Source organism: Micromonospora sp. TSRI0369 (genome assembly GCF_001905625.1).
GTDB classification, from domain to species: domain Bacteria; phylum Actinomycetota; class Actinomycetes; order Mycobacteriales; family Micromonosporaceae; genus Micromonospora; species Micromonospora echinospora_A.
Map to the genome: position 1 here is coordinate 149,856 of NZ_LIVU01000009.1, position 25,494 is coordinate 175,349.

Here is a 25,494-nt window from a genome sequence, read left to right on the forward strand (position 1 = left end):
GTGCGCGACGGCCTGCGTGGGCTGACCACCCGCGGCCGCTCCTTCCTGGCGGCCGCGGTGGCCGCCGCGATCTCCGCCGGCATCCTGGGCGAGAAGGACCTGCTCCGGGTGGCCGTCCTGCTCGCCGTGCTGCCGCTGCTGGCCGCCGCGTACGTCGGGCGCAGCCGGTACAAGCTGGCCTGCAACAGGTCGCTGGAGCCGCACCGGGTGCCGGTCGGGGCCAGCTCCCGCGTGGTGCTGCGGCTGCAGAACCTGTCCCGCCTGCCCACCGGCACGCTGCTGCTGGAGGACCGCCTGCCGTACGCGCTGGGCAGCCGTCCCCGGGTGGTGCTGGAGCGGCTCGGCGCGCACCAGGCCAGCTCCGTGGCGTACACCGTCCGGGCGGACGTGCGCGGCCGGTACGAGGTGGGCCCGCTGGTGATCCGGCTGACCGACCCGTTCGGGCTGTGCGAGCTGACCCGCTCGTTCCCCAGCACCGACCACCTCACGGTGATCCCGCAGGTCACTCCGTTGCCGTCGGTCCGGCTACCGGGTGAGTACGCCGGCAGCGGCGACAGCCGGGCCCGCTCGGTGGCGGTGCACGGCGAGGACGACGCCGCCACCCGGGAGTACCGGATGGGCGACGACCTGCGCCGCGTGCACTGGAAGTCCACCGCCCGCACCGGCGAGCTGATGGTGCGCCGCGAGGAGCAGCCGTGGGAGAGCCGCGCCACGGTGGTGCTGGACACCCGCGCCGGCGGGCACCGGGGCGAGGGGCCGACGGCGAGCTTCGAGTGGGCGGTCTCGGCGGCCGCCAGCATCGCCGTGCACCTGCGCCAGGCCGGCTACAAGCTGCGCCTGGTCACCGGTAACGGCGCCGACGTCGCGGCGACCGAGGCCGGCGGTGAGGGCCTGCTCCTGGACCAGCTCGCCGACGTGCACCTGGACCGGCGCGGCGAGATCACCACGCTGGTGCAGCAGGTCCGGCAGCGGGCCGACGGCGGCCTGATCATCGCGTTGCTCGGCACGCTCGGCGCCGCCGAGGCGGAGCTGCTGGCCGGGTTGCGCGGCAACGGCGCGACCTGCGTGGCGTTCCTGCTCGACAGCAACACCTGGCTGAACCTGCCGCCGAAGGCCCGCACCGAGGCGGAACGGGCGCACGGCGCCGCCGCGCTCGCGCTGCTGCAGAGCGGCTGGCGGGTCATCGGGGTGGAGCACGGCAGCCGTCTGCCGGCGCTGTGGCCGCAGGCCGGGCGCGGATCGCAGGGATTCGCGCTGCGGGCGGCCCTGGCCGAGACGGTCGCCGGAGGCATGCGATGACCGGAAGGAAGCTCCCGTGACCCCCCATCGCAACATCGGGTTCGTCGCCGCGGCGGCGACCCTGCTGGCGGCGGCCCCGCTGTCGGCGATCTTCGAACGCTGGACGTGGCTGATCCAGGCCACCATCGTGGTCGCCGTGGTGGCCGGCTCGGCCGCGTTGAGCCGGCTGGCCCGGGCGCCGCTGTGGGGCCAGGTGCTGGCGATGCTGGCCGGCCTGACACTGGGCCTGACGTGGATCTTCCCGGGCGGCACCGAGCTGCTCGCGTTCATCCCGACCCCGGGCACGTTCGCCCACTTCGGCGAGCTGACGCAGACGTCGCTGGAGGACATGCGCTCGTACGGCGTGAAGGTGCCCGACGTCGACTCGCTGCTGTTCCTCGCGGTGCTCGGCATCGGCGCGGTCGCCGTGGTGGTGGACGTCCTCTCGGTCGGGCTGCGCCGGCCGGCGCTGGCCGGCCTGCCGATGCTCGCCATCTACTCGGTGCCGGTGGCGGTCTACCTGGACAGCGTCCCCGCCACCCCGTTCGTGGTCGGCGCCGCCGGCTACCTGTGGCTGCTGGTCACCGACAACGTCGACCGGGTACGCCGGTTCGGCCGCCGGTTCACCGGCGAGGGGCGCGACGTCGACGTCTGGGAGGCGTCGCCGCTGGCCGCGGCGGGCCGCCGGCTGGCAGTGGTCGGCGTGGCGGTGGCGGTGGCGCTGCCACTGGCCGTGCCCGGGATGACCGGCGGGCTGATGAACAACGTCGGAGCCGGGCCCGGTGAGGGCAACGGCCGGCCCGGCCAGGGTGGCAGCCCGGGCCGGATCGACCTGTTCGCGGCGCTCAGCGGCCAGCTCAACCAGAGCCAGGAAACCGAGCTGGTCAAGGTCAGCACCAGCGAGCCGAGCCCGTTCTACCTGCGCCTCGGCGTGGTCGACGACCTGCGGCCGAGCGGCTTCCAGGCGCGCGTGCCCACCGGGCGGCCGGTCACCCGCGGCCTGCCCGACCCGAGCGAGCGCGCCCCGCGTGGCGTCGAACGGCAGCGCTACCGGGCCACCGTCGAGGTGTCGAAGAACCTGAACATGCCGCTGTTGCCGGTCTACGCCGAGCCGGTGAAGGCGGACGACCTCAACGGCAACTGGCTGTACGACTCGAGCCAGCAGATCGTCTTCTCCAACCGGGAGAACGCCCGCGGCAAGAACTACTCGTTCGAGTACGTACGCTCGACGTTCAGCCCGGCGGCGCTGCGCGCCGCCCCGTCGCTGCCCTCGGACAGCCAGGTGAAGCGGCAGCTGACCGACCGGCCGTCGGTCCCGGCCGTCGAGGACCTCGTCGAGGAGCTGGTGAGGGGCAAGTCGAACGACTACGACAAGGTCCGCGCGATCTACGAGTACTTCTCCGTGGAGAACGGCTTCACCTACTCGCTGTCCACCCGCGACGGCAGCAGCGGGGAGGACATCACCGACTTCCTCGCCACCAAGGTCGGCTACTGCCAGCAGTACGCGGCGGCGATGGCCTGGCTGGTCCGGGCCGCCGGCATTCCGGCCCGGGTCGCCGTCGGCTTCACCAACGGCAGCAAGGCCGACGGCGGCACGTACGTGCTGACCAACCGCAACCTGCACGCGTGGACCGAGGTCAACTTCGGCAACGGGATCGGCTGGGTGCCGTTCGACGCCACCCCGGCGGCGAGCGTGCAGGGTTCGGTCCGCTCCGCCTGGGCGCCGGACACCGACGCCCCCGAGGAGGTCGCCCCGTCGCCCGGCAGCACCGTCGCTCCCGGCGCGGCCGACCCGTCGGCCGGCCCGAACGAGGCGGACCGGCTCGACAAGGACACCGACCAGGGTCTGACCCTGGGTGGGAGTGACCCGGCCGAGCAGAACCCGGTGTGGCCGTGGTGGCTGGCCGCGGCGCTGGCGCTGCTGGCGCTGTTCGCCGTACCGGCCCTGCGCCGCTCCGCCCTGCGCCGCCGCCGGCGCGTCCGGGTCCGGGCGCCCTCGGCGACCGCGCTCGCGGTGCCGGGCCAGCGGGGCGAGACACGGGAGGTCGTCGTCGGCGTGGACGCAGAGTCCGCCCGCGCCGACGCGCACGCCGCCTGGGACGAGCTGCTCGACACGCTCGTCGACTTCCACGTCCGGGTGGACCGCACGGAGACCCCCCGCGCGACCGCCGAGCGGCTGGCCCGGGAGGCGCTCACCGAGAACGGCGACGCCGCGACCGGGGTACGGCTGCTGGGCCGGGCCGAGGAGCGGGCCCGATACGCGCGGGATCCGCTTGCCGGCGCGGAGTTGCAGCCGGCGCTGCGAACGGTCCGGGGCGCGCTCGCGGCCGGGGCGGACCGCCGCACCCGGCTGCTGGCCGCGCTGCTGCCCCCGTCGGTGCTGCAGCGCTGGCGCACCGCCCTGGCCGAGCAGTCGGAGCGGATCGTCACCACGAGCGGGCAGGCCCGGACGCAGATGCTGCGCTGGAGCCCACGCCGCCTGTTGGCGGGCCGCACGGCCCGCTGACCCGTTCCGCCCGCCGGCGCTCCCCCGCCGGCGGGCGGCCCCTCTCCCCTCCCCCTCCCCCCGCCCACCCCGGCCCCGTTGATCAAGGAGTTTGTGTCTCCGCGAGGCCGAATTCCGCCCGCAAACTCCTTGATCACCGACTGCTCAGTGGGCTGGCGGGGGTGGGAAGCGGGGGCGCTTTGAGATCTTGGTAGGAAACGGCCCTCATAAGGGCCCTCATAAGGGCCTTTTTGTACCAAGATCTTTGCGTTTCCCGCGCTTTGGAAGATCCATCTCTGTCCGTAGACCATCAGGAGCCGGCAGGGATCGACTTCGCGAAGCCTGAACCGCGGAGCCAACTGCGGGGGCCCTTTGCCACTCACCCCGGCACATCGGAACAGGAGAGGGCGGGACTCACGCCGCGGCCGGGAAGCCAGGGGGGCCACCGCCACACTGGCCGGCACCAGGCGTCGACGGGCACGGCGCAGTCAACACCGGCCGGTACCGACGACGTCAGCGTGCACGACGCGGTCGACCGCTTCGGAGCACCGGTCGGCCGTGGAGCGGGCTCGGCCCGATCGGCCGATTCGGAGCACTGGTCGGGTGGAGCGGTCTTCGCGCGATCGACCGCTGCGCGCACCGACTGCCATGGAGCGGGCACGACGAAGCGAGCGCCGACGGGCGTCGCCGCGACATCCGCCCCGGTCAGGGGCGGAGCGCGGTCAGCGGTGTCCCTCCGGGCGCTGCCGCCAGCGGTCCTCCATCCGGTCGAGGAAGGAGCCCCGGCGGCCACTGCTGCGGCCACGGGGACGACGCCGGCTCGTTGTGCCGCCGACCACGTGCAGGTCGGGCGACTGGGATCGGCGGTGCGACTGCACCGCGTAGCCCAACGAGGCCAGCATGACGACGAAACCCGCCACGGCCACCGCGGGAATCTTGATCACGGCACCATAGATCAACAGGGCCAGACCAGCGACGACCACGCCGGCAGCGACGAGCACGCGACGCCGCGCGTGGAAACGCGGGTCGCTGGCGCGCACGGCCGAGGCGAACTTGGGGTCCTCGGCAAGCGACCGCTCGATCTGCTCGAACAGCCGCTGCTCGTGCTCCGAGAGCGGCACGGCACTCCTCCCCGGTCACGTTGGTCGGCCCGGGCGGGCCGACAGACCGTGGCAGCCAACCGGCTGCTTACCCGCAAGTCTACGAGGGCCCCCGCGCGTCGGAAAGCGGGACGACCTACGGCCGGGTCGGTTTTTCGACTGGCCGGGTATCGCGACGGCTGAGAAGACTGGCCGGACCTATGACGGACCGCCCGAATCGGGCGGCCGCCGCGTCGGCTGCCGCCTCCGCCTCACGCCAGCCACGCTCGGGCGCACCGAGGGTGAGCTGCTGCGGGGTCTCCCCCGCGGGGGCGAGACCTTCCATCCGGACACCGACCAGCCGAACCGGCTCGCCGGGGGCGAGTGCCTCCCACAGCGCCCATGCCGTGTCGAACATCTCCCGGGCGGTGTCGGTGGGCACGGGAAGCGTGCGGGAGCGGCTGATCGTCCGGAAGTCGGCGAAACGGACTTTGAGCGACACTGTGCGGCCCACCTGCCCGGCCGCCCGCAGCCGGGCGCCGGCCTTGTCGGCGAGCGCGAGCAGGGACCGCCGGATCTCGTCCGGGTCGCTCACGTCGGTGTCGAACGTGACCTCCGCGCCGATCGACTTCTCCACGTGTTCCGGCGAGACCCCGCGCGGGTCGCGGCCCCACGCCAGCTCGTGCAGGTGGGCGGCGGACGCCTCCCCCACGGCCCGGCGCAGCAGGCCGGCCGGCGCCTCGGCCAGGTCGCGTACGGTGCGCAGGCCGAGCCGGCGCAGCGCGTCCGCGGAGCGCTCCCCCACGCCCCACAGGGCGGAGACCGGCAGCGGGTGCAGGAACTCCAGCACCCGGTCGGCCGGCACCACGAGCAGGCCGTCGGGTTTGGCCCGGGTGGAACCCAGCTTGGCCACGAACTTGCTCGGCCCGACGCCCACCGAACAGGTCAGCCGCTGCTCCTCGGCGACCCGCCTGCGGATCAGCCGGGCGATGGCGGCGGGCGGCCCGAACAGCCGGCGGGCGCCGGCCACGTCGAGGAACGCCTCGTCCAGCGACAGCGGCTCGACCAGCGGAGTGACGTCCCGGAAGATCCGCATGACCGCCCGCGACGCCTCGTTGTAGGCGGTGAAGTCGGGCGGAAGGTAGACCGCGCCGGGACAGAGCGCCCGGGCGCGGGAGGTGGGCATGGCGCTGCGGACGCCGTATCGCCGGGCCTCGTAGCTGGCGGAGCTGACCACCCCGCGCGGGCCGACGCCGCCCACCACCACCGGCCGCCCGCGCAGCTCGGGGCGGCGGCGCACCTCGACCGAGGCGTAGAACGCGTCCATGTCGACGTGCAGGATGGTGCAGCCGGTGTCGTCGGCGTCCGCCCCGAAGCGCGGGTCACCGCCTCGGGGCAACGACTGGCTGCGGCCCATGTCAGCAGGCTAGCCCGCCGGTCCGACAACCCCACCGCCCAGGCCCGCGGCCACCGACGCGGCCGGAGCCGCGGACGAGCCGGGTCAGCCCCGGATCACCAGCAGCGGGATGGTCATCTCGGCTGCGGTGTCCGCGCCGTGGTACGCCACCAGCCGCGACGCCATCGGCGGCTCGGAGCGGGTGGCGACCACCGCGTACGTGTCCCGGCACACCACCACCACGTCGCCGATCCGTCTCAGGTGCGCCTCCGGCACCGGCCCGAACCAGCCGGTCGCCACCGCCTCGGCCCGGGTCAGCACGTGCGCGGCCGGGCCCAGCAGCTCGGTCCAGGCGGCCATCACGTCGGCCTCGGCGCCCGGCTCGGCGTGCAGGTAGCGGACCCGGGGCTCACCGGCGACCACCCGTACCCCGGTGCGCAGCCGGGGGTCGGCGTCCAGGTCGATCCGGTGCCCGGCGGGCACGTCGAGCTGGCCGTGGTCGGCGGTGACCAGCAGCGCGGCGTCCGGCGGCAGCCCGTCCACGAGCCGGGCCAGCAGCGTGTCCACATCGGCGGCGGCCAGCCGCCAGGGCTCGGAGTCGACGCCGCTGAGGTGCCCGTGCCGGTCCAGGTCGGGGTGGTACCCGGAGACGAGCGCGGGCCCGTCCCCGGCGGCCAGCGCCGCCAGCATCCGCGCGGCGAGCGCGTCGACGCCGGCCGCGCCCCGGTAGTCGCCGCCCCGGTTGGCGGCGAGCGTCAGACCGCTGCCGGCGAACTCGGGACGGCTGACCACTGTCACCGCGATCCCGGCGGCGCGGGCCCGCTGGTACCAGGTGGGTACCGGCTGCCAGCTCACCGGATCGGGGTCGCCGGCCCAGTCGACGTGGTTGAGCACCCGGTCGGTGCCGGGCACCCGGACGGTGAAGCCGAGCACGCCGTGCGCGCCCGACGCGGTGCCGGTGCCGAGGCTGACCAGGCTGGTCGGGGTGGTGGACGGGAAGCCGGTGGTGAGCGGCCGGCCGGTGGTGGCGGCCAGTCCGGCGAGCGTCGGGGCGTACCGGGCGGCGGTGGGGATCTGGTACCAGCCGAGGCCGTCGACGAGCAGCACCGCGATCCGGCGTACCCCGGCCAGCCTCGGTGTCAGGCCGAGCCGGTCGGCCGCACCGGGTACGCCGAGCACCGACAGCGCGCTGGGCAGCACGTCGGCCAGGCTGCCGCCGTCGTAGCGCGGCGGAACCCGGTCCAGCAGGCCGGGCGTCGGGCCGGTCATGCCGGGCGGCGGGCGAACAGGTGCAGTTGAGCGGCGAGATCACGGTACGGGGGCCGGGCCGCGAGCGCCCGTTCCAGCTCCACCAGGGCGGCCGGGTGCCCGTCGGCCACGGCGGCCGGAAGCAGGTCGGCGAGCACCCGTACCCCGTGGATCTCCTCCACGGCGAGGCCCGCGGCGGTGAGCAGCGCGCCCGCGTCGGCGGCGTCGTAGCGGCGGCGCAGCGTGTCCCGGCGGCCGGTGGTGCCCTGCGGGTCGGCGGCGAGCGCGGCGGCGGCGTCCAGTTGCCCGTTCATCGCCCGGCCGAACACGGCGGCGGCCCGGCCGGCGACGAGCACGCTCGCCGCGCCGCCCGGCCGCAACGCGGTGACCAGCGCGGAGACCACCGGTTCCGGCTCGTCGACGACTTCGAGGACGGAGTGGCAGAGCACCAGGTCCACGGTGGCCGGTTCGACCAGCCCGGCGAGCGCGTCGGCGTCGCCCTGCGTCGCGCGTACCCGGTCGGCGACCCCGGCCTCGGCGGCCCGGCGGGTCAGCGCGGCGAGCGCGTCGGGGCTGGCGTCGACAACTGTGACCCGGTGACCGGCCTCGGCGAGCGGAACGGCGAAGCCGCCGGTCCCACCGCCGACGTCGAGCACGGAGAGTCGTTCGCCGGCCCGCCGGTCCAGCTCGGCCCGGAGCACCGACCAGATGACGGCGGTGCGGGGGGTGAGGGTTCGGATCTGCTCCACGCGCCGAGCCTAGTCACCCCCCGGCCCGGGTTCAGGACTCGCCGCCGCCGGCGGGGTCGTCCTCGGCGCGGGAGCGCTCGGTGTTGGCCACCGGGCCCTCGGTCACCTGGTATTCCCGCGGCTCGGCCTCGTGGGTGGGCGCCCAGTCGGCGCCGAGGCGGGTCCGTCGGGCGTTGGCTACGCCACCGGCGTACGTGCGGTGAAAGGTCATCGGTTCATCCCCCATACCCCGGGTGAGCCACTCTGCCCACCCGCGTCGGGAGTCTCCCGCCTCCGGCTCCCGGAAACCGTAATGTGGATCACTCCATCAACGGAAATCCCTGGATGCCGGTGTGACGGGCGGCTCGATCGCGTCCAGCCGGTCCGCGGTGAGGTTCGTGACGCCCTCGTGCCGCTGCAGCCGGCCCCGCACCACCAGTGCTCCACTGGTGCGGGCGATTCGACGGTAGCGCTGCCACAGCCCCGGGGAGCAAGTGACATTCAGCATTCCGGTCTCGTCCTCCAGGTTGAGGAACGTGACGCCGCCGGCGGTCGCCGGGCGCTGCCGGTGGGTGACGATCCCGCCGACCCGGATCCGCCGCCCGGGCGGCACCTGGCCGAGCCGGGCGATCGGCACCGCGCCCAGCGCGTCGAGCCGGTCCCGGATGAACCGGGCCGGGTGGCTCTCCGGGGACAGGCCGGTGGCCCAGACGTCGGCGACCAGGCGGTCCACCGCGGCCATGCCGGGCAGGGTGGGCGGGTCCGCGCCGGTCACCGTGCCGGGCAGCCGGCCGGGCCGGTCCTGGGCCGCCGCGCCGGCGGCCCAGAGGGCCTGGCGCCGGGTCAGCCCGAAACAGGCGAAGGCGTCAGCGGTGGCCAGCGCCTCCAGCTGCGCGGCGGTGAGACCGACGCGGCGGGCCAGGTCCGGCATGTCCCGGTACGGCCCGTGCGCGGTCCGCTCCGCCTCGATCCGCTCGGCCACGTCCTCGCCGAGGGTACGGACGCTGCCCAGCCCGAGCCGTACCGCCGGGCCGCCCAGCCCCCAGGCGTGCGGCGGCTCGCCCGGCACGCTGCCCCACCGGGTTTCCGGCGTGGACTCCAGCACCGCCTTGGCGCCGCTGGCGTTGATGTCCGGCCGGCGTACCTCCACGCCGTGCCGGCGGGCGTCGTCGGCGAGCGTCTGCGGCGAGTAGAAGCCCATCGGCTGGGCGTTGAGCAGCGCGGCCAGGAACGGGCCCGGGTGGTAGCGCTTGAGCCACGAGCTGGCGTACACCAGGTAGGCGAAGCTCATCGCGTGGCTCTCCGGGAAGCCGTAGCTGGCGAACGCGGTGAGCTTGCGGTAGACGTCGTCGGCCAGCTCGCCGGTGATGCCCCGCTCGGCCATCCCGGCGTAGAGCCGGTCGGCGATCTGCGCCATCCGTTCCACCGACCGTTTCGCCCCCATGGCCCGGCGCAGCTGGTCGGCGCCGGCCGCGTCGAACCCGGCCAGGTCGATGGCGAGCTGCATGAGCTGCTCCTGGAACAGCGGCACCCCGAGCGTCTTCTCCAGCGCGTTGCGCATCAGCGGGTGCGCGTACGTCACCGGCTCCTGGCCGTTCTTGCGCCGGATGTACGGGTGCACCGAGCCGCCCTGGATCGGGCCGGGCCGGATCAGCGCCACCTCCACCACCAGGTCGTAGAACTCGCGCGGCTTGAGCCGGGGCAGCGTGGCCATCTGGGCGCGGCTCTCCACCTGGAACACGCCCACCGAGTCGGCCCGGCAGAGCATGTCGTAGACCTCGGGGTCGTCCAGGTCCATGTCACCGAGGTCGAGGCTGGACCCGATCAGGTCGTAGCCGTAGTGCAGCGCCGAGAGCATGCCGAGGCCGAGCAGGTCGAACTTGACCAGGCCGACGGCGGCGCAGTCGTCCTTGTCCCACTGGAGCACGCTGCGGCCGGGCATCCGGCCCCACTCCACCGGGCACACCTCGATCACCGGCCGGTCGCAGATCACCATGCCGCCGGAGTGGATCCCCAGGTGCCGGGGGAAAGTCTGCAGCTCGTTCGCGTACGCGACCACCTGCTCGGGGATGTCCGCCACGTCGACCGCGGCGACCGAGCCCCACCTGTCGATCTGCTTGCTCCAGGCGTCCTGCTGGCCGGGCGAGAAGCCGAACGCCTTCGCGACGTCGCGCACCGCCGACCGGGGCCGGTACGAGATGACGTTGGCGACCTGGGCGGTGTGCTCCCGGCCGTAGCGGGCGTAGACGTGCTGGATCACCTCCTCCCGGCGGTCGGACTCGATGTCCACGTCGATGTCGGGCGGGCCGTCGCGTTCCGGGGCGAGGAACCGTTCGAACAGCAGCCGGTGCCGGACCGCGTCCACGTTGGTGATGCGCAGCGCATAGCAGACCGCCGAGTTGGCCGCCGACCCCCGGCCCTGGCAGTAGATGTCCTGCGCGCGGCAGAACGCGACGATGTCGTAGACCACCAGGAAGTAGCCGGGGAAACCGAGATCTTCGATCATCCGCAGCTCGTGCTCCAGTTGCGCGTACGCCTCCGGGTGCGCCTCGGGCGGGCCGTAGCGCTCGCGGGCGCCGTCCATGGTCAGCCGGCGCAGCCAGCTCATCTCGGTGTGCCCGGGCGGCACCGGGTACGCCGGCAGCTTCGGCGCCACGAGCTGCAGGTCGAAGGCGAGTTCCGCGCCGTACTCGGCGGCCCGCGCCACCGCGCCCGGGTACGCGGCGAACCGCGCCGCCATCTCCGCGCCGCTGCGCAGGTGGGCGGTGGCCGCGGCGGGCAGCCAGCCGTCGATCTCGTCGAGGCTGCGCCGGGCCCGGACCGCTGCGACGGTGGTGGCCAGCCGCCGCCGGCCCGGGGTGGCGTAGTGCACGTTGTTCGTGGCCACCGTGGGCAGCCCGGCCGCGGCGGCCAGCTCGGCGAGCGCGTCGTTGCGGTCGGCGTCGACCGGGTGGCCGTGGTCGGTCAGCTCCACCGCCACCGTCTCCGCGCCGAACAGCGCGGTGAGCCGGTCCAGTTCCCGGGCCGCCGCGTCGACGCCCTCGGTGAGCAGCGCCGCGGGCACGTGCCCCTTGCGGCAACCGGTGAGCACGAGCACGTGGTCGCGCAGCTCGGCGGCGATCTCCTCCAGCTCGCCGTAGACCGGGCGGCCCTTCTCCCCGCCGCGCAACTGGGCCCGGGAGATGGTGGCCGCCAGTCGCGCGTACCCCTCGTGGCCGTGCGCGAGCACCAGCAGGTGCCGGCCGAGCGGGTCGGGCTCGCCGTTCTGCGGGCCGGGCAGCCCGAGGGACAGTTCCGCGCCGAAGATCGTCGGCAGCCGCAGCGCGCGGGCCGCCTCGGCGAAGCGCACCACGCCGTAGAAGCCGTCGTGGTCGGTGACGGCGAGCGCGGTGAGCCCCAGCCGGGCCGCCTCCTCGGCCAGTTCCTCCGGGTGGCTGGCCCCGTCGAGGAAGCTGAAGTTGGAGTGCGCGTGCAGCTCCGCGTAGGGCACCACGCCGTCCGGCCGGTCCAGCTCCGGCGGCCGGTACTCCTGGCGCTTGCGGCTCCACGCCGGTGAGTCGCCGCCGTCGGCGTCGACCGCGAGCGGGTCGACCACGTGCAGGTGCCGCTCGCCCGTGGCCCGCCCGGAGAGCACCTGCTCCAGCTTGGACCAGGGCATCTTCGGGTTGTGGAAGCTCACCGGCGCCCGCCTCGCCCTACATCCGACCGCCCGAGATCTTGGTACGAAAAGGCCCCTGGAGGGGCGCTTTCCTTCCAAGATCTTCCCCGGCGCTCAGTCATAGATCGCCTCCACCAGCCACTGCCCGCCCTCGACCGCGAGCAACAGGGCGGCGCCGTCAGCCAGGCACACCTGGAACCGGGCCCGGCGGCGCGCCTCGGCCGGCGCCCACCAGCGCTCGTCCACCGGCCACGGACCGGCCCACCCGGTGATCTCGGCCGGGCGGCCGTCGCCGACGGTGAGCCGGGCCGGCGCCGCGCTGACCGCCAGCCGGGCGCTCACCACGACCGGCTCCCCGGCGGCGTCACGCACGTCGGCCGACAACGGGGTGGGCAGCACCACAGCCGGCGACGGCGGCGGAATCCGTCCCGGCCACGGCGGCTCGGCCACCGCCCGGCCCCGCCCGCCCCGTCGCACCGCACGGCCCCCAGGGGGTACGACGACAGAGGTTCCCGCCGCCGCCGAGCCCGCAGGAACGTCTTCTGAACGGTGTCCGGACACCGGTGCCGGAGCGGGTGGCGGGCCGGGACGGGCGGGCACCCGCTCGTCGCCCCACGGCACGAGGCGCACCTGGTCGGCCGGGGAACGCCCGCCGCCGAGCACCGCGGTGACCACCGCCTCGGGGCCGAGGATGCCCTGCACCCGGCTCAGCGCGCGATGCGCCCGCTCCCGCTCCGCACCGGTCTCCCCCCACAGCCCGGGTTGCAGGCCCGCCTGGGCGAGCACCCCGTCGGGCACCAGCCGCAACCGGACGATCCCGGCGGTCGGGCGGGCCGGACGGGCCCCGCCCCGGCCGTTGCTGCCGGAGAGCCAGCCGTCGAGCTGCCAGCGGACCCGGTCGGCGATGGCCGCGGCGGTGAGCAGGCCGTCGTGCCGCCACACCCGGTGCAGCTCCTGGCCGTGCGCGGTGACCGCCTCGATGCCGAGCCGGGTGCAGGCCAGCCCGTACGCGGCCAGCCGCTCGTGCAGCCGTTCGGCGAGCGTCCGGGCGGCGAACGCGGCGGCGTCGACCCGGTCGACCGGCTCGTCGTAGTCGGCGGTGACGGCCAGGTCGGCGGGCGGCTGCCGGACCGCGAGCGGGCGGTCGTCCCGGCCACCGGCGAGCCGGTGCGCCAGCGCGCCGTCGAAGCCGAACCGGGCCAGCACGTCCCCGGCGGGCAGCGCCGCGAAGTCGCCGAGGGTGCGGACGCCGAGCCGGCGCAGCAGGTCCGCCAGGGCGGGCCGGCCGAGCGCCTCGACCGGACGGCCGGCCAGGAACTCGCGGGTGCCGCCGGGGACCACGATCCGCCCCTCCCGGGCGGCCAGCCCGGCCGCGAACACCCCGTCGGCGATGCCGGCCTGGCTCTCCACCGCGCAGCTCTGCGCGACGTGCTCGACGATCCGCTCGGCCGCCGCCTCCTCGCCGCCGAGGTAGCGGCTCGGCCCCCGGGCCGCTGTCGCGCAGGCGCCGGGCCGGATCACCTCGACGCCGGCGACCACCTCCTCCACGGCGGCCACCACCGGCTCGAACGCCCGCGCGTCCCGGCCGGGGTCGTGGTCGACCACCGTCAGGTGCGGGCACCGCCCCTGCGCCTCCCGGCGGCGCAGCCCGCGCCGGATCCCCTCGGCGCGGGCCCGCTCGGAGCAGGCGACCACCCGGTTGGCGTGCAGCACCACGACCGGGTCGGTGGCGGGCACCCCGTCGACGATCTCGGCGGCGAGGACCGGCCAGTCCGGGCACCAGAGCAGCAGCGTCCGCTGCGGTACGCCGCTCACGCCGGACCGGCCGCGGCGAGCGTACGGGCGGGCGGGGCCACCACGCGCAGCCGGCGCGACGGCGCGGCGGACGGTGCGCCGAGCCCGGCCGAGCGGGGGATCACCCGGGTCAGCTCGTCGCCGGGCAGCCATACCTTGATCTCCTTGGGGCGGGCGGCGGCGCCTCGCCCACGGGCCGAAACGGTCACCTCGCGGCGGCGCAGCCGCCCGCGACCGGGGCCGAGCCCCTGCCAGACGCCCCGGACCACCTGGAGCGTCACGTCCGCGCCGTCCCACCGGCCGTACGGAACCAGCACGCTTCCGCGCTGCCGGGCACGGGCGGCCAGCCGGGTGGCGACCGAGGCGGCGACAGTGGCCGGCACGGCGGTGACCACCACGTCGACCCCGTCGATGAGCGCGGCGACCACAGTGGGCCACTCCGGCCCGGGGTCGGGCACCAGGGCCAGCCGGTCCAGGGCGATGCCCGCCTCGGCCGCCGCGCCGGCCCCGAAGGCGGGTACGCCGACCACGGCGCACCACGAGCCGGCCCGGGACGCCTCGGCGAGCAGCGCGAGGATCAGCGAGGTGGCGCCGCTGCGCCGGGGCTGGCCGGCGCCGACCGCGACGGTGCTGCCGCGGCGCAGGCCGCGGTTGGGCAGCAGCCCGGTCAGCTCGGCCCGGACGGGAAGCACCCGGTGGCCGCCGGCCGGGTCGGGCGCGCTCGCCGGACGGACCAGCTCGGCCAGGGCGGCGGAGCCGACCACCATGCGGCCCGCCATCGGACCAACCCCCCGTCGTGTTTCGCCACGGGTCCCGCCCGTGGATGGTGCTGTGGATCGTGTGCTGTGGATCGTGTCGGTGCTGCGGCACGTGGTGCCGTTGGTGCGGCGCCCGGCCACCCGGGGTCCCGCCGGTGGTAGCCGGGCGCCACGAATCAGGCGGCTGCCGCTCCGGGCCGCGACGGCGGGGAGTCGGAGACGCCGCGCCGCAGGGGCCGGGGCAGGCCGTCGAGCGCCGGCTGGTGCGCCAGGCCGAGCGCGGTCTCCACCACTGTCACGAACTCCTCGGCGGCGCGCAGCAGGTCGTCGGCCTCCCGGGCGGTGACCACGCGGGGGATGCCGGCCTCGGCGGCGGCCCGCTTGCTCGCGCCGGCCGCGAAGTAGGCGGCCCACTCGTCCAGCTCGGGGGCGACGGTGGCGAGCAGCACCCAGACGCTGGTGATCCGGTTCCGCCGGGTGGGCGCGGGGCGGGCCCGGGCGGCGAGCACGGCGGCGGCGGCGCGCAGCGCCGCGAGGTGGGCGGCGGCGTACCGGAGGCCGTCGGGACGGGTGCGGGCGGCCTCGGCCAGCCCGTCGCGGGCCACCGCGAGCAACTGGGCGGGGGTGCGGTGCGGCAGCACGTGCGCGGGCACCGTGGGCGCCTGGGCCGGACTGGTCGGCATGGGTCTCTCCTCCGCGTGTGGCCGGGGCGGGCGGTCGCGCGACGGAAAACCGTCGCCCGGTCGCCCGGAGCGGTCGGTGCGGAGGAAGACGCACCTTGAGGTGGCTGGCCGGCCGGGTGTGGACGCTTCCCCACACCCACCCCCGGCCGGCGTACCGGCGGGTCCGTCGCCCGCCGCCCGGGGGTCGTGGGCGGCGGGCGACGACCTGCCTGACGGGCCCGGACTCGCGACTGTCCGAACCCGGTGCGGCCCGCGGTGCCGCACCTCCCGGAAGCCGGTGCCGCGAAACACCGCTTCCGGAGCGTTCGACGGGTGCGCGACCGGCTCGAACCGGGGCCGGTCAGCCGGGGAGCTGAGCCGCTTGCCGTTCGGGCCGAATCGAACACTCGTTCTAACTACCCTGACAGTACACCTCCCCCCCGACGAAAACGCAACGTGTGACGCGCCGGGGACACACGGGAGGGCCACGGCCCCCGGCGGGGCCGTACCGGGGTGAGGGAAGAATGGGGTCATGCAGCCACACCCGAACGTGCAGGCGGTGCAGCGCGCGCTCGACGAGGCGGGCGCGCGGGACGGATCGGGCGAGGCCAGACTCGTCCGACTGCTGCCCGACGCGGTGCACACCGCGGCCGCCGCGGCCGAGGCGCTCGGCGTCGCCGTCGGCGCCATCGCCAACTCGCTGATCTTCGACGCGGACGGCGCGCCGCTGCTGGTGCTCACCTCCGGCGCGCACCGGGTGGACACCGCCGGGCTCGCCGCCACGCTGGGCGTGACCCGGCTGCGCCGGGCCACCCCGGAATTCGTCAAGCAGCACACCGGGCAGGTGATCGGCGGCGTCGCCCCGGTCGGCCACCCCGCGCCGCTGCGCACCGTCGTCGACACCGCCCTGACCGGGTACGACGAGGTGTGGGCGGCCGGCGGCGTACCCCGGGCGGTGTTCCCCACCACGTACGCGGAACTGCTGCGGATCACCGCCGGCGCTCCGGCCGAGGTGGCGTGAACCCCGAACTCGTCACGCTGCACGTGTGGCGTGTGCCCCGACGGGCCGTACCCGGTGTGCTGGCCCGGATGGCCACCCACCCGGCGCGGCTGCGCCGTCTGCCCGGCGTCCGCTTCGCCAAGCTGCTCGGCACCGGGACCGGCACCGGATTCGGCCCCGGCGACGCCGACCTGACCCGGTGGGCCGCGCTCGTGGTCTGGGACTCCCCCGCCGACGCGGCCGGCTTCGACGCCTCCCCTGTTGCCCGGTCCTGGGCCCGGATCGCCCGCGCCGCGGTACGGGTGGACCTGCGCCCGCTGACCAGCCGCGGCCGGTGGTCCGGCCGGGAGCCGTTCGGCACGCCGTCGGGCGGACGGGTCACCGGGCCGGTGCTGGCGCTGACCCGGGCCCGGCTGCGGACCCGCCGGGCGGCCACGTTCTGGCGGGCGATCCCCCCGGTCGCCGCCGAGCTGCACGCCGCGCCCGGCCTGCTCGCCCGCTTCGGCGTCGGCGAGGCGCCGCTGGGCTGGCAGGGCACGGTGAGCGTGTGGCGCGACCCGGCGGACCTGGTCGCGTTCGCGTACCGTTCCCCCGAGCACCGCGCCGCGATCACCCGCACCCCCACCGAGGGCTGGTACGCGGAGGAACTGTTCGCGCGGTTCGCGGTGGGCGACGTGGCCGGCGACCGCACGGTGCTCGGCTGGGCCGCCGAGGACGACCCGGAAACAGCGAGAGGGTACGCATGAGGCTGGTGCGGTGGACGCCGGACGACCTGGTCCGGCGGCTGGACGACGTGGTGGCCGTCTACGGCGAGGCGATGGGCTACCGGCCCGACCTGCTGGAGGCCCGCCGCGGCTACATCGCCACCCACGTACGCCGGCCCGGCTTCCGCGCCGTCGCCAGCCTGACCAGCGAGGGACACCTGGCCGGCTTCGGGTACGGCTACCGGGGCGCCACCGGGCAGTGGTGGCACGACCAGGTGCACCGGGCGCTGAACGCGCAGGCCCGGCAGCGCTGGCTGACCCACCCGTTCGAGGTGGTCGAGCTGCACGTCCGCCCGCCGGCGCAGGGGCACGGCCTGGGCGCCCGCCAGTTGCGCGCGCTGCTCGCCGTGGCCGAGGGCGACACCACGCTGCTGTCCACCCCGGAGGCCGACGAGGAGAAGTCCCGGGCCTGGCGGCTGTACCGCCGGTTCGGCTTCGTCGACGTCCTGCGGCACTTCCACTTCCCCGGCGACGAGCGGCCGTTCGGCGTGCTCGGCCGGGACCTGCCGCTCCCCCCGCCGGACGCCCCGTGAGCACGGTGATCCGCGCCCGGCTGCCCTGGGCGCCGCTGGCCGCGCTGATCCTCGCCCAGATCTGCTACCCGCTCACCGGCGGCACGACCCGGGCCGGGCTCACGGTGGCCACCGTGGTGCTCGGCTGGCTGCTCTCGGTCGGCCACGCGCTGCTCACCCGCGGCGCCCATACCGCCGTCGCGCTGGTCGCGGTCGTCACCGGCGGCGGGTTCGCGGTGGAGGCGATCGGCGTGGCCACCGGCTTCCCGTTCGGCACCTACGACTACTCCGGCGAGCTGGGCCCGAAGCTGGCCGGGGTGCCGCTGATCATCCCGCTCGCCTGGACCTGGATGGCCTGGCCGGCGTGGCTCACCGCGGTCCGGCTCGTCCGCTCCCGCCTCGCCCGGATCGCGCTCTCGGCGGTCGGGCTGGCCGCCTGGGACCTGTTCCTCGACCCGCAGATGGTGGCCGAGGGCTACTGGACCTGGCGCGACGCCACCCCCGCGCTGCCCGGGCTACCCGGCATCCCGGTCAGCAACTATCTGGGCTGGCTGGGCTTCGCGGTGCTGCTGGCGGTCGCGCTGCGCCCGCTCGCCGGGCCGTCGGTGGACCGGGTCGACGGCCGGGACGCGCCGATGTTCGCGCTCTACCTCTGGACGTACGCCTCCAGCGTGCTGGCGCACGCGGTGTTCCTGCGGCTGCCCGCGTCGGCGCTGTGGGGCGCGGCCGGGATGGCGGTGGCGGCGGTGCCGCTGGCAGTGACGCTGTGGCGGGCCCGCCGGGACCGGGCCGCCGAGCCGGAGCCGGCGCCGCGCGTCGACGCCCCGGCATGATCGCCGCCCTCGCGCTGGCCGCGGCGGTCGCCGCGCTCACCGGGCACACGCTCGTCAACGCGTACGCCTGGCTGCGCCGCCCCACCACCGGCCCGGCCGAGCTGACCGAGCCGGTGGCGGTGCTGCTGCCGCTGCGCGACGAGGCCGAGCGGGTCACCCCGTGCCTGCGCGCGCTGCTGGCCCAGCGCGGCGTGCCGGACCTGCGGATCGTGGTGCTCGACGACGGCTCGACCGACGGCACCGCCGACGTGGTCCGCGCGGTGGCCGGCGACGATCCCCGCCTCACGCTGCTCACCGGCGTCGCCCCGCCGCCCGGCTGGCTGGGCAAGCCGCACGCCTGCTGGCAGCTCGCCACCCGTACCGCCCCGGAGCCGACGGTGCTGGCCTTCGTCGACGCGGACGTGGTGCTCACCCCGTACGCGGTGGCGGCGGCCGTGACCGAGTTGCGCGCGGCCGATGCGGCGCTGCTGTCGCCGTACCCCCGGATCGTGGTGCGGACGGCGGCCGACCGGCTGGTGCAGCCGCTGCTGCAGTGGTTGTGGCTGACGTTCCTGCCGCTGCGCGCGATGGAGCGCTCGCGGCGGCCCTCCCTCGCGGCGGCGGGCGGACAGTTCCTGGTCGTGGACCGGGCCGGCTACCTGCGGGCCGGCGGGCACGCGGCGGTGGCCGACAAGGTGCTGGAGGACATCGAGCTGGCCCGGGCGGTGAAACGAGCAGGCGGGCGGATCGCGCTCGCCGACGGGTCCCGGCTGGCGTCCTGCCGGATGTACGACACCTGGCCGCAGCTGCGCGACGGCTACACCAAGTCGCTGTGGGCGACGTTCGGGCACCCCACCGCCGCGGCGGCGGTGCTGGCGCTGCTGGTCGCGCTCTACGTCGCGCCGCCGCTGCTGGCCCTCGGCGCGTTGCTGGCCGGCGCGCCGGCGGTGGCCGCGGTGGCGTTCCTGGCCTACCTGGCCGGGGTCACCGGGCGGGTGGTCAGCGCCCGCGCCACCGGCGGGCGGGCGTGGCCCGACGCGCTGGCACACCCCGTGTCGGTCGTGGTCCTCGGTTGGCTGACCGTCCGGTCGTACCATCTGCGGAAGCGACGCCGGCTCACCTGGCGGGGTCGCCCGGTCACCTAGGAGGGGCACGCCATGGCGCGCATCGTGGTCATCGGCGCCGGCGTGGGCGGGCTCGCCGCCGCCGCCCGGCTCGCGGTCACCGGGCACGAGGTCACCGTCCTCGAACGGGCCGGCACGGTCGGAGGAAAGCTCGGCCGGTACGCCCACCACACCCCGGAGGGGGTGTGGCACTTCGACACCGGGCCGAGCCTGTTCACCCTGCCGCAGGTCTTCCACGACCTGTTCGAGGCGACCGGCGCGAAGCTCGACGAATACCTCGACGTGGTCCCGCTGGACCCGATCGTGCGGCACGTCTTCCCCGGCGGCGGGCCCACGCTCGACTCCTGCGCCGACCCGGACGAGTTCGCCGCCCGGATCGGCGCCGCGTTCGGCGACCGGTCCGCCGCCGACTGGCGCGGGCTGTGGCGGCGCGCCGGCCGGGTGTGGGCGGCCTCGCACCGGGACATCCTGCGCCGTACCGTCGACTCGCCCCGCGACCTGGCCGCGCTGGCCTGGCGGCTGGGCGACCTGGCCGCCATCGGCCCCGGCCGCAGCCTGCGCGGGCTGGGCCGCCGCCACCTGTCCGACCCGCGGCTGCGGATGCTGCTGGACCGGTACGCCACGTACACCGGCGCCGACCCGCGCCGCGCCCCGGCCGCGCTCGTCGCCGTCCCCTACGCCGAGCTGGCGTACGGCGGCTGGTACCTGCGCGGCGGGCTGGGCACGCTCGCCGACGCGCTGCTGTCGCGCTGCCTGGACCTCGGCGTGGTGGTACGCACCGACGCCACGGTCACCCGGATCGACGCCGCGGGCGGCCGGGTGCACGGGGTCCGCGTGGCCGGGTCCGCCGCGCCGGTGCCGGCCGACGTGGTGGTCGCAAACGTGGACGCGCTCACCGTCTACCGGAACCTGCTGCCCGACCCGCGCCGGCTGGCCGCGCTCACCGACCGCAGCCTGGCCGGGTTCGTGCTGCTGCTGGGCGTACGCGGCGACTCCGGGCTGGCCCACCACAACGTCTTCTTCCCCCGCGACTACGACGCCGAGTTCGACGCCGTCTTCGGCGACCCGGGTCGCGGGGTGCGGGCCCGCCCGGCGCCGGACCCGACGGTGTTCGTCACCGCGGCCGACGACCCGGCGGTCCGCCCCGACGGCCACGAGGCGTGGTTCGTGCTCGTCAACGCGCCCCGGCACGGCACCGCCGCGAGCGCCGTGGACTGGCGGCGGCCCGGCCTGGCCGAGGCGTACGCGGACCGGATCCTCGACGTGCTGGCCGAACGCGGAGCCGACGTGCGCGACCGGCTGGTGTTCCGGGAGATCCGCACCCCGGCCGACCTGGACGCGGCCACCGGCGCGCCGGGCGGGGCGATCTACGGCACCGCGGGCGGGCTGCTGCGCCCGGCCAACCGGGGCCCGGTCGCCGGGCTCTGGCTGGTCGGCGGCTCCAGCCACCCCGGCGGTGGCCTGCCCATGGTGACGCTGTCCGCGGAGATCGTCGCCGAGGCGGTCGGCCCGGCCTGGTGAGGGTGTAAGGAAGGGCCCCTTGTTAACGCCTCCGGTAGAGGAAGGGCCCCTTCTTAACGCGGGCAGCCCGCCGCGCGGCAGGCAGCGCGGGTGCGCGCGGCGGTCAGCCGGCGTCGACCAGGGCGCGGCGGACGGCGGAGAGCAACTGGCCGAGGCCGAACCCGGCGAGCAGCACCCAGACCGTGGTGGCCATGGTGATGGTGCCGGCGGTCAGGTCGGCGTCGATCAGGCCGGTGAGCCCGGCGACCAGCAGCCCGACCAGCGCGACGCTGACCCGGGTCGGCCGCTCGCCCACCGTCACCGCGCCGATCTCCCGCATCCCCGCCGACACCGCGCGCGCCCGCACGTACTCGTGCAGCCAGGACAGGCCACCGGCCGCCGCAACCAGCGCGCCCGGCGCGCCGAGCAGCCAGAACGCGATCAGCCAGGCAACCTCGCCGAGCCGGTCGGCGACCGAGTCGTAGACGTAGCCCAGGCGGGTGGTGCGGCCGGTGGCCACCGCCACCGCGCCGTCGACGCTGTCGGCCACCGCGGCCAGCAGCACGAACAACGCGCCCAGGAACGGCCCGTCGCCGGGCCGCTCCACGAACAGGGGTACGCAGAAGCAGAGCAGCACCCCGAACACGGTCACCGGGGTCGGGCCGACGCGCAGCCGGCCCAGCACGTAGCCCACGTGGTAGGCGAAGCGCAGCCAGGCACGCACCACCGGCGCGGCGGTACGCGGATCGAAGCCGCCGTGCAGCCGCGCCCACGCCGTCGCGTACTGGTCCCAGTTCAGCTGTGTGCCCACCACGGATCAACCGTAGAAGCACGGCGCGGGTGTCGTGTGGCGGGTGGTCACACCCGTGCGGCCGCGCGCAGCCGCTGCCACACCTCGCGGGTCGCGGTGGACCGGTTGAGCGTGATGAAGTGGATCCCCGGCACGCCCTCGTCGAGGAGCTTCTCGCACATCTCGCTCGCCTGCTCGACGCCGAGGCGGCGCACCGCCTCGGGGTCGTCGGCCACCCGCTCGAACCGCTCGGCGAGCGCCGGCGGGAACGGCGCGCCGGACAGCTGCACCGAGCGTTCGATGGTGCCGATCTGGGTCACCGGCATCACCCCGGCCAGGATCGGCGTGTCGCAGCCCGCAGCGGCCACCCGGTCGCGCAGCCGCAGGTAGTCGTCGGCGTCGAAGAACATCTGGGTGACGGCGAACTCCGCGCCCGCCCGGCACTTGCGGACGAAGTACGCGGTGTCGCTGGCCACGTCCGGCGATCGCGGGTGCTTGTACGGGAAGGCGGCCACCCCGACGCTGAAGTCACCGCTGTCCCGTACCAGCCGGACCAGGTCCTCGGCGTACCGGACGCCTTCGGGGTGGGCGATCCACTCGCCGCCCGGGTCGCCCGGCGGGTCGCCCCGCACGGCCAGCACGTTGCGCACCCCGACCGAGGCCAGCCGGCCGATCACGTGCCGCAGCTCGGCCACCGAGTGGTTCACGGCGGTGAGGTGCGCCATCGGCAGCAGCGTGGTCTCGGTGGCGATCCGCTCGGTCACCGCCACCGTGGTGTCGCGGGTCGAGCCGCCCGCGCCGTAGGTGATCGAGACGAACGAGGGGCGCAGCGACTCCAGCTCCCGGATGGCCTGCCAGAGCAGTTTCTCCCCGGCCTGCGTCTTCGGCGGGAAGAACTCGAAGGAGAACGTCGGGCGGCCGTCACGGATCAGCTCCCCGATGGCCGGCTGGGGATTGGGGAGGACCGAGGGAAGACCGAGCGCCACGGACCGACTGTAGCCGGGAGCGCCCGGCTCACCGAGCGTCTTCCCAGCCCGCGAACACTCCGCGGCGCGACGTCGTACCCCGGGGGTAGAAAGACCACAGCGCGGTGGGGCGGCCGACGGCCGTTTCGGGGGCCCGCGCGGGGGTCGCCACGACTGTGACGCGCCGGCGCCGGCCGGGCGTCCGCGTCGCCATCCGCGCCGTCGCCCCGGAGGTCACCATGATCCCGTCCTCGCCGCCCGGCCCGCGCCTGCTCGGGCCGCTCCTGGCCGAGCTGCGGGCCGCCCGCGGCTGGAGCCAGCAGCGGCTCGCCGCCGAACTCTGCGCCGCCTCCGGCGTGCCCACCCTGACCCGGCACGAGGTGTCCCGCTGGGAGCGCCAGCTCCGGCTCCCCGGCGACTTCTGGTCCGCCTGGCTGGCGACGGTCCTGGGCGTGCCGGGCGAGCTGCTCGCCGGGGCCGCCGCCAGCAGCCGCCGGCTCGGCGCGACGCCCGTGGCCGTCGACCCGGCCGGGTCCCGCGCCCGGCTGGCGCTGCTCACCCTGGCGCACCGCTGGGCCGCCGACCCGGGCGGCGGCACGCTGGCCGGCCCGTTCACCGGCCCGGCCACGCCGCCGGTCGCCGACCCGGCCACCGGCGACGGGTACGGGCCACCCGCCGCCGACGACAGCGCCAGCTCCGGTCGGCGGCACCCGGCGGACGGGGCGTCGCTGGCCACGCTGCGGCGCTGGGACGACCTGCTCGGCGGCGGCGACCTCGCCGGGCTCGGCACGCGCCGGCTGCGCCGCTCGGTCCGCGGCTACCGGCGCGCCGGGCCCGCCGGCCGACGGCGGATGCTGCCATCGCTGGCCGAGTCGGCGCAGCTCGCCGGGTGGCTGGCCGCCGACGCCGGCGACCTCACCGGCGGCCTGGTCGCCTACCGGCTGGCGCTGCGGGCCGCGGTGGCCGCCGGGGAGCCGCCGCTGGCCGGGCACGTGCTCGGGTCGGCCAGCCACCTGCTGGCCGACGCCGGCGACCCGGCCGGCGCGCTGGTCCTGGCCCGGATCGGGTACGCGGCCAGCCGCGCCGCCGCCTCCCCCGGGCTGCGGGCGCTGCTGCTGCACCGGGTCGCGCTCGCCGCCGCGCTCGGCGGGCGGCGCCGCGCCGCCGGTCAGGCGCTGGCCGGCGCCGACCGGGCCGGGCCTCCGGAGCCCGGCCGGGAGCCGCCCTGGCTGTACTGGCTGGACGCGGCCGAGCTGGCCGCGATGACCGGGCGCACGCTCGTCGCGCTGGGTCGTCCCGCGGCGGCCGTGCCGCTGCTGACGCCCGTGGTGACCGCGCCGGGCCGCCCGCGCCGCTCAGCGGTGTACGGCGGCTGGCTGGCCCGCGGGCACCTGGGGCTCGGCGCGGAGCCCGAGGCGTGCGCGGTGGCCGGCGAGGCGCTGCTCGACGCGGTCCGCTCCGGTTCGCCCCGGGCCGTGGGCCAGCTCACCGAGTTCCGCCGCGGGCTGGCCCGCCGTCCGCCCGGACCGACGACCCGGGGGTACGCGCGGCTGATCGCGGCGGCCCGTCCGTACCTGCCGTCGCGGCACCGATGGCGATCGTCACCGCCGGTGAGCTGCGAGGCACGCCGGGACGGTGGCACGACGGGAGCGGGCCCGAACCGCTAGCGTCGTGGCGTGACCCACGCTGCTCCTGTTTCCCCCGTCGACCGTGCCGGCCTGCGTCAGCGGATCGACAAGGCGCTCACCGAGTTCCTGGCCGGCCAGCGCGGCTGGCTGACCGCCGTCGACGACGGCCTGCTGCCCGTCGCCGAGGCGATCGAGGCGTTCGTGCTGGGCGGCGGCAAGCGGCTGCGCCCGGCCTTCGGCTACTGGGGCTACCGGGGCGCCGGCGGGGTCGACTCCGACCAGGTCGTCGCCGCCCTGGCCGCGCTGGAGTTCGTACAGGCCAGCGCGCTGATTCACGACGACCTGATGGACCGGTCGGACACCCGGCGGGGCGAGCCTGCGGTGCACCGCAGGTTCGCCGCCCGGCACCGGGCGGCCGGCTGGGGCGGCGACGCGGACGCCTTCGGCGACTCGGCCGCGATCCTGCTGGGCGACCTGTGCCTGGTCTGGTCCGACGAGCTGCTGCACTCCTCCGGCCTGGCGCCGGCGACGGTGGCCCGGGCCCGGCCGGTCTTCGACGAGATGCGCACCGAGGTGACCGTCGGGCAGTACCTGGACGTGCTGACCCAGGCGACCGCGGACACCTCGCTCGACCGGGCCGCCAAGGTGGCCCGGTACAAGTCGGCGAAGTACACGGTCGAACGGCCGCTGCTGCTGGGCGCCGCGCTGGCCGGCGCCCCGCCCGAGGTGCACGCCGCCTACTCCGCGTACGGGCTGCCGCTGGGTGAGGCGTTCCAGCTCCGCGACGACGTGCTGGGCGTGTTCGGCGACCCGGAGCTCACCGGCAAACCGGCCGGTGACGACCTGCGCGAGGGCAAGCGGACGTACCTGGTGGCGGCGGCCCTGGAGACGCTCGACCAGGCCGGCCGGGAGGCGCTGCTGGCCGGGCTCGGCGTACCGGACCTGGACGCGGCCGGGGTGGACCGGCTGCGCGAGCTGATCACCACAAGCGGCGCGCTGGAGCGCGCCGAACAGCACATCGCCGCGCTCACCGAGAGCGCGCTTGCCGCGCTCACCACCGTCGACCTGGACACCGAGGCCCGCCAGGCGCTGGTGGACCTGGCCATAGCCGCCACCCGCCGCCCCGCCTGACCGCCACCCTCCCCCGCCCACTCTCCCCCGCCCCGCCCGCCTCCGAAGCGGTCGATCATGAAGTTGGCGGCACTTTCGGAGAGAGGCGGGGTCAAGGGGTGAGTGCAATCGTCAGGTGGTGATGAGTTGTGCGAGGCGTTGGGCTGGTGTGTTCCAGCCCAACGTTTCGCGGGGTCGGGTGT

General features: G+C 76.1%; 21 protein-coding genes. 10 read left to right on the forward strand and 11 right to left on the reverse strand.

What is annotated here, in order from left to right:
- Both AMK25_RS26040 and AMK25_RS26045 read left to right on the forward strand, forming a co-directional pair.
- The gene (locus AMK25_RS26040) at positions 1 to 1,299 is read left to right on the forward strand and encodes a DUF58 domain-containing protein (RefSeq protein WP_073831018.1); all 1,299 of its coding nucleotides are present in this window, start codon (positions 1 to 3) and stop codon (positions 1,297 to 1,299) included.
- 16 nt (positions 1,300 to 1,315) lie between these two features.
- Positions 1,316 to 3,784, forward strand: a complete 2,469-nt coding sequence (locus tag AMK25_RS26045; protein WP_073831019.1) for a transglutaminase TgpA family protein — start codon at positions 1,316 to 1,318, stop codon at positions 3,782 to 3,784.
- Positions 3,785 to 4,485: 701 nt separating this feature from the next.
- Here the strand turns inward: AMK25_RS26045 and AMK25_RS26050 are convergent.
- The 9 genes from AMK25_RS26050 to AMK25_RS26090 all read right to left on the reverse strand — a co-directional run bounded on the left by AMK25_RS26050 (position 4,486) and on the right by AMK25_RS26090 (position 15,107).
- Complete coding sequence (locus tag AMK25_RS26050) at positions 4,486 to 4,884, reverse strand: DUF3040 domain-containing protein (RefSeq protein ID WP_030500228.1); 399 nt, start codon at positions 4,882 to 4,884, stop codon at positions 4,486 to 4,488.
- 115 nt (positions 4,885 to 4,999) lie between these two features.
- Complete coding sequence (locus AMK25_RS26055; RefSeq protein ID WP_073831020.1) at positions 5,000 to 6,259, reverse strand: DNA polymerase IV; 1,260 nt, start codon at positions 6,257 to 6,259, stop codon at positions 5,000 to 5,002.
- 84 nt (positions 6,260 to 6,343) lie between these two features.
- Positions 6,344 to 7,507 (reverse strand): alkaline phosphatase family protein, encoded by a 1,164-nt coding sequence (locus tag AMK25_RS26060; RefSeq protein WP_073831021.1) that lies wholly within the window; start codon positions 7,505 to 7,507, stop codon positions 6,344 to 6,346.
- On the reverse strand, positions 7,504 to 8,235 hold the full coding sequence (locus tag AMK25_RS26065) for a methyltransferase domain-containing protein (protein ID WP_073831022.1): 732 nt from the start codon (positions 8,233 to 8,235) through the stop codon (positions 7,504 to 7,506). Before AMK25_RS26065 ends, AMK25_RS26060 begins: the two co-directional genes overlap by 4 nt.
- Before the next feature lie 31 nt (positions 8,236 to 8,266).
- Complete coding sequence (locus tag AMK25_RS26070) at positions 8,267 to 8,446, reverse strand: hypothetical protein (protein WP_073831023.1); 180 nt, start codon at positions 8,444 to 8,446, stop codon at positions 8,267 to 8,269.
- Positions 8,447 to 8,542: 96 nt separating this feature from the next.
- Positions 8,543 to 11,893: an error-prone DNA polymerase gene (locus AMK25_RS26075; protein WP_073831024.1), complete on the reverse strand. Its 3,351-nt coding sequence runs from the start codon at positions 11,891 to 11,893 to the stop codon at positions 8,543 to 8,545.
- Positions 11,894 to 11,986: 93 nt separating this feature from the next.
- Complete coding sequence (locus AMK25_RS26080) at positions 11,987 to 13,687, reverse strand: DNA polymerase Y family protein (RefSeq protein ID WP_073831025.1); 1,701 nt, start codon at positions 13,685 to 13,687, stop codon at positions 11,987 to 11,989.
- Positions 13,684 to 14,445: a hypothetical protein gene (locus tag AMK25_RS26085; RefSeq protein ID WP_073831026.1), complete on the reverse strand. Its 762-nt coding sequence runs from the start codon at positions 14,443 to 14,445 to the stop codon at positions 13,684 to 13,686. The genes AMK25_RS26080 and AMK25_RS26085 overlap by 4 nt, the downstream gene beginning before the upstream one ends.
- 155 nt (positions 14,446 to 14,600) lie before the next feature.
- Complete coding sequence (locus tag AMK25_RS26090) at positions 14,601 to 15,107, reverse strand: SAV_6107 family HEPN domain-containing protein (protein WP_064445215.1); 507 nt, start codon at positions 15,105 to 15,107, stop codon at positions 14,601 to 14,603.
- Positions 15,108 to 15,618: 511 nt separating this feature from the next.
- Here AMK25_RS26090 and AMK25_RS26095 point away from each other — a divergent pair.
- From AMK25_RS26095 to AMK25_RS26120, 6 genes are read left to right on the forward strand one after another with little or no spacing between them, the layout of a single operon-like run.
- Positions 15,619 to 16,107 carry a YbaK/EbsC family protein gene (locus AMK25_RS26095; protein WP_073831027.1) on the forward strand — a complete coding sequence of 163 codons (489 nt, stop codon included), beginning with the start codon at positions 15,619 to 15,621 and terminating at the stop codon, positions 16,105 to 16,107.
- Entirely contained in the window at positions 16,104 to 16,832 is a 729-nt protein-coding gene (locus AMK25_RS26100) for a monooxygenase (protein WP_073831028.1), read from the forward strand. The genes AMK25_RS26095 and AMK25_RS26100 overlap by 4 nt, the downstream gene beginning before the upstream one ends.
- A complete protein-coding gene (locus AMK25_RS26105; protein ID WP_073831029.1) occupies positions 16,829 to 17,383 on the forward strand; it encodes a GNAT family N-acetyltransferase in 555 nt (184 codons plus the stop codon). The genes AMK25_RS26100 and AMK25_RS26105 overlap by 4 nt, the downstream gene beginning before the upstream one ends.
- A 5-nt stretch (positions 17,384 to 17,388) precedes the next feature.
- Positions 17,389 to 18,195: a carotenoid biosynthesis protein gene (locus AMK25_RS26110; protein WP_073831048.1), complete on the forward strand. Its 807-nt coding sequence runs from the start codon at positions 17,389 to 17,391 to the stop codon at positions 18,193 to 18,195.
- Positions 18,192 to 19,319, forward strand: a complete 1,128-nt coding sequence (locus tag AMK25_RS26115; protein WP_073831047.1) for a glycosyltransferase — start codon at positions 18,192 to 18,194, stop codon at positions 19,317 to 19,319. The genes AMK25_RS26110 and AMK25_RS26115 overlap by 4 nt, the downstream gene beginning before the upstream one ends.
- Before the next feature lie 12 nt (positions 19,320 to 19,331).
- Complete coding sequence (locus tag AMK25_RS26120; protein WP_073831030.1) at positions 19,332 to 20,819, forward strand: phytoene desaturase family protein; 1,488 nt, start codon at positions 19,332 to 19,334, stop codon at positions 20,817 to 20,819.
- Positions 20,820 to 20,922: 103 nt separating this feature from the next.
- Here the strand turns inward: AMK25_RS26120 and AMK25_RS26125 are convergent, their stop codons facing one another.
- The gene (locus AMK25_RS26125) at positions 20,923 to 21,612 is read right to left on the reverse strand and encodes a CDP-alcohol phosphatidyltransferase family protein (RefSeq protein ID WP_073831031.1); all 690 of its coding nucleotides are present in this window, start codon (positions 21,610 to 21,612) and stop codon (positions 20,923 to 20,925) included.
- Between the two features lie 44 nt (positions 21,613 to 21,656).
- Positions 21,657 to 22,574, reverse strand: coding sequence for a methylenetetrahydrofolate reductase [NAD(P)H] (metF, locus tag AMK25_RS26130; RefSeq protein WP_073831032.1), 918 nt, complete (start codon positions 22,572 to 22,574; stop codon positions 21,657 to 21,659).
- 155 nt (positions 22,575 to 22,729) lie between these two features.
- Between metF and AMK25_RS26135 the strand changes: the two genes are divergently transcribed.
- Both AMK25_RS26135 and AMK25_RS26140 read left to right on the forward strand, forming a co-directional pair.
- Positions 22,730 to 24,220, forward strand: a complete 1,491-nt coding sequence (locus AMK25_RS26135) for a helix-turn-helix domain-containing protein (RefSeq protein ID WP_241826493.1) — start codon at positions 22,730 to 22,732, stop codon at positions 24,218 to 24,220.
- A 9-nt stretch (positions 24,221 to 24,229) separates the two neighbouring features.
- Complete coding sequence (locus AMK25_RS26140; RefSeq protein ID WP_073831033.1) at positions 24,230 to 25,312, forward strand: polyprenyl synthetase family protein; 1,083 nt, start codon at positions 24,230 to 24,232, stop codon at positions 25,310 to 25,312.
- Positions 25,313 to 25,494 lie beyond the last annotated feature (182 nt).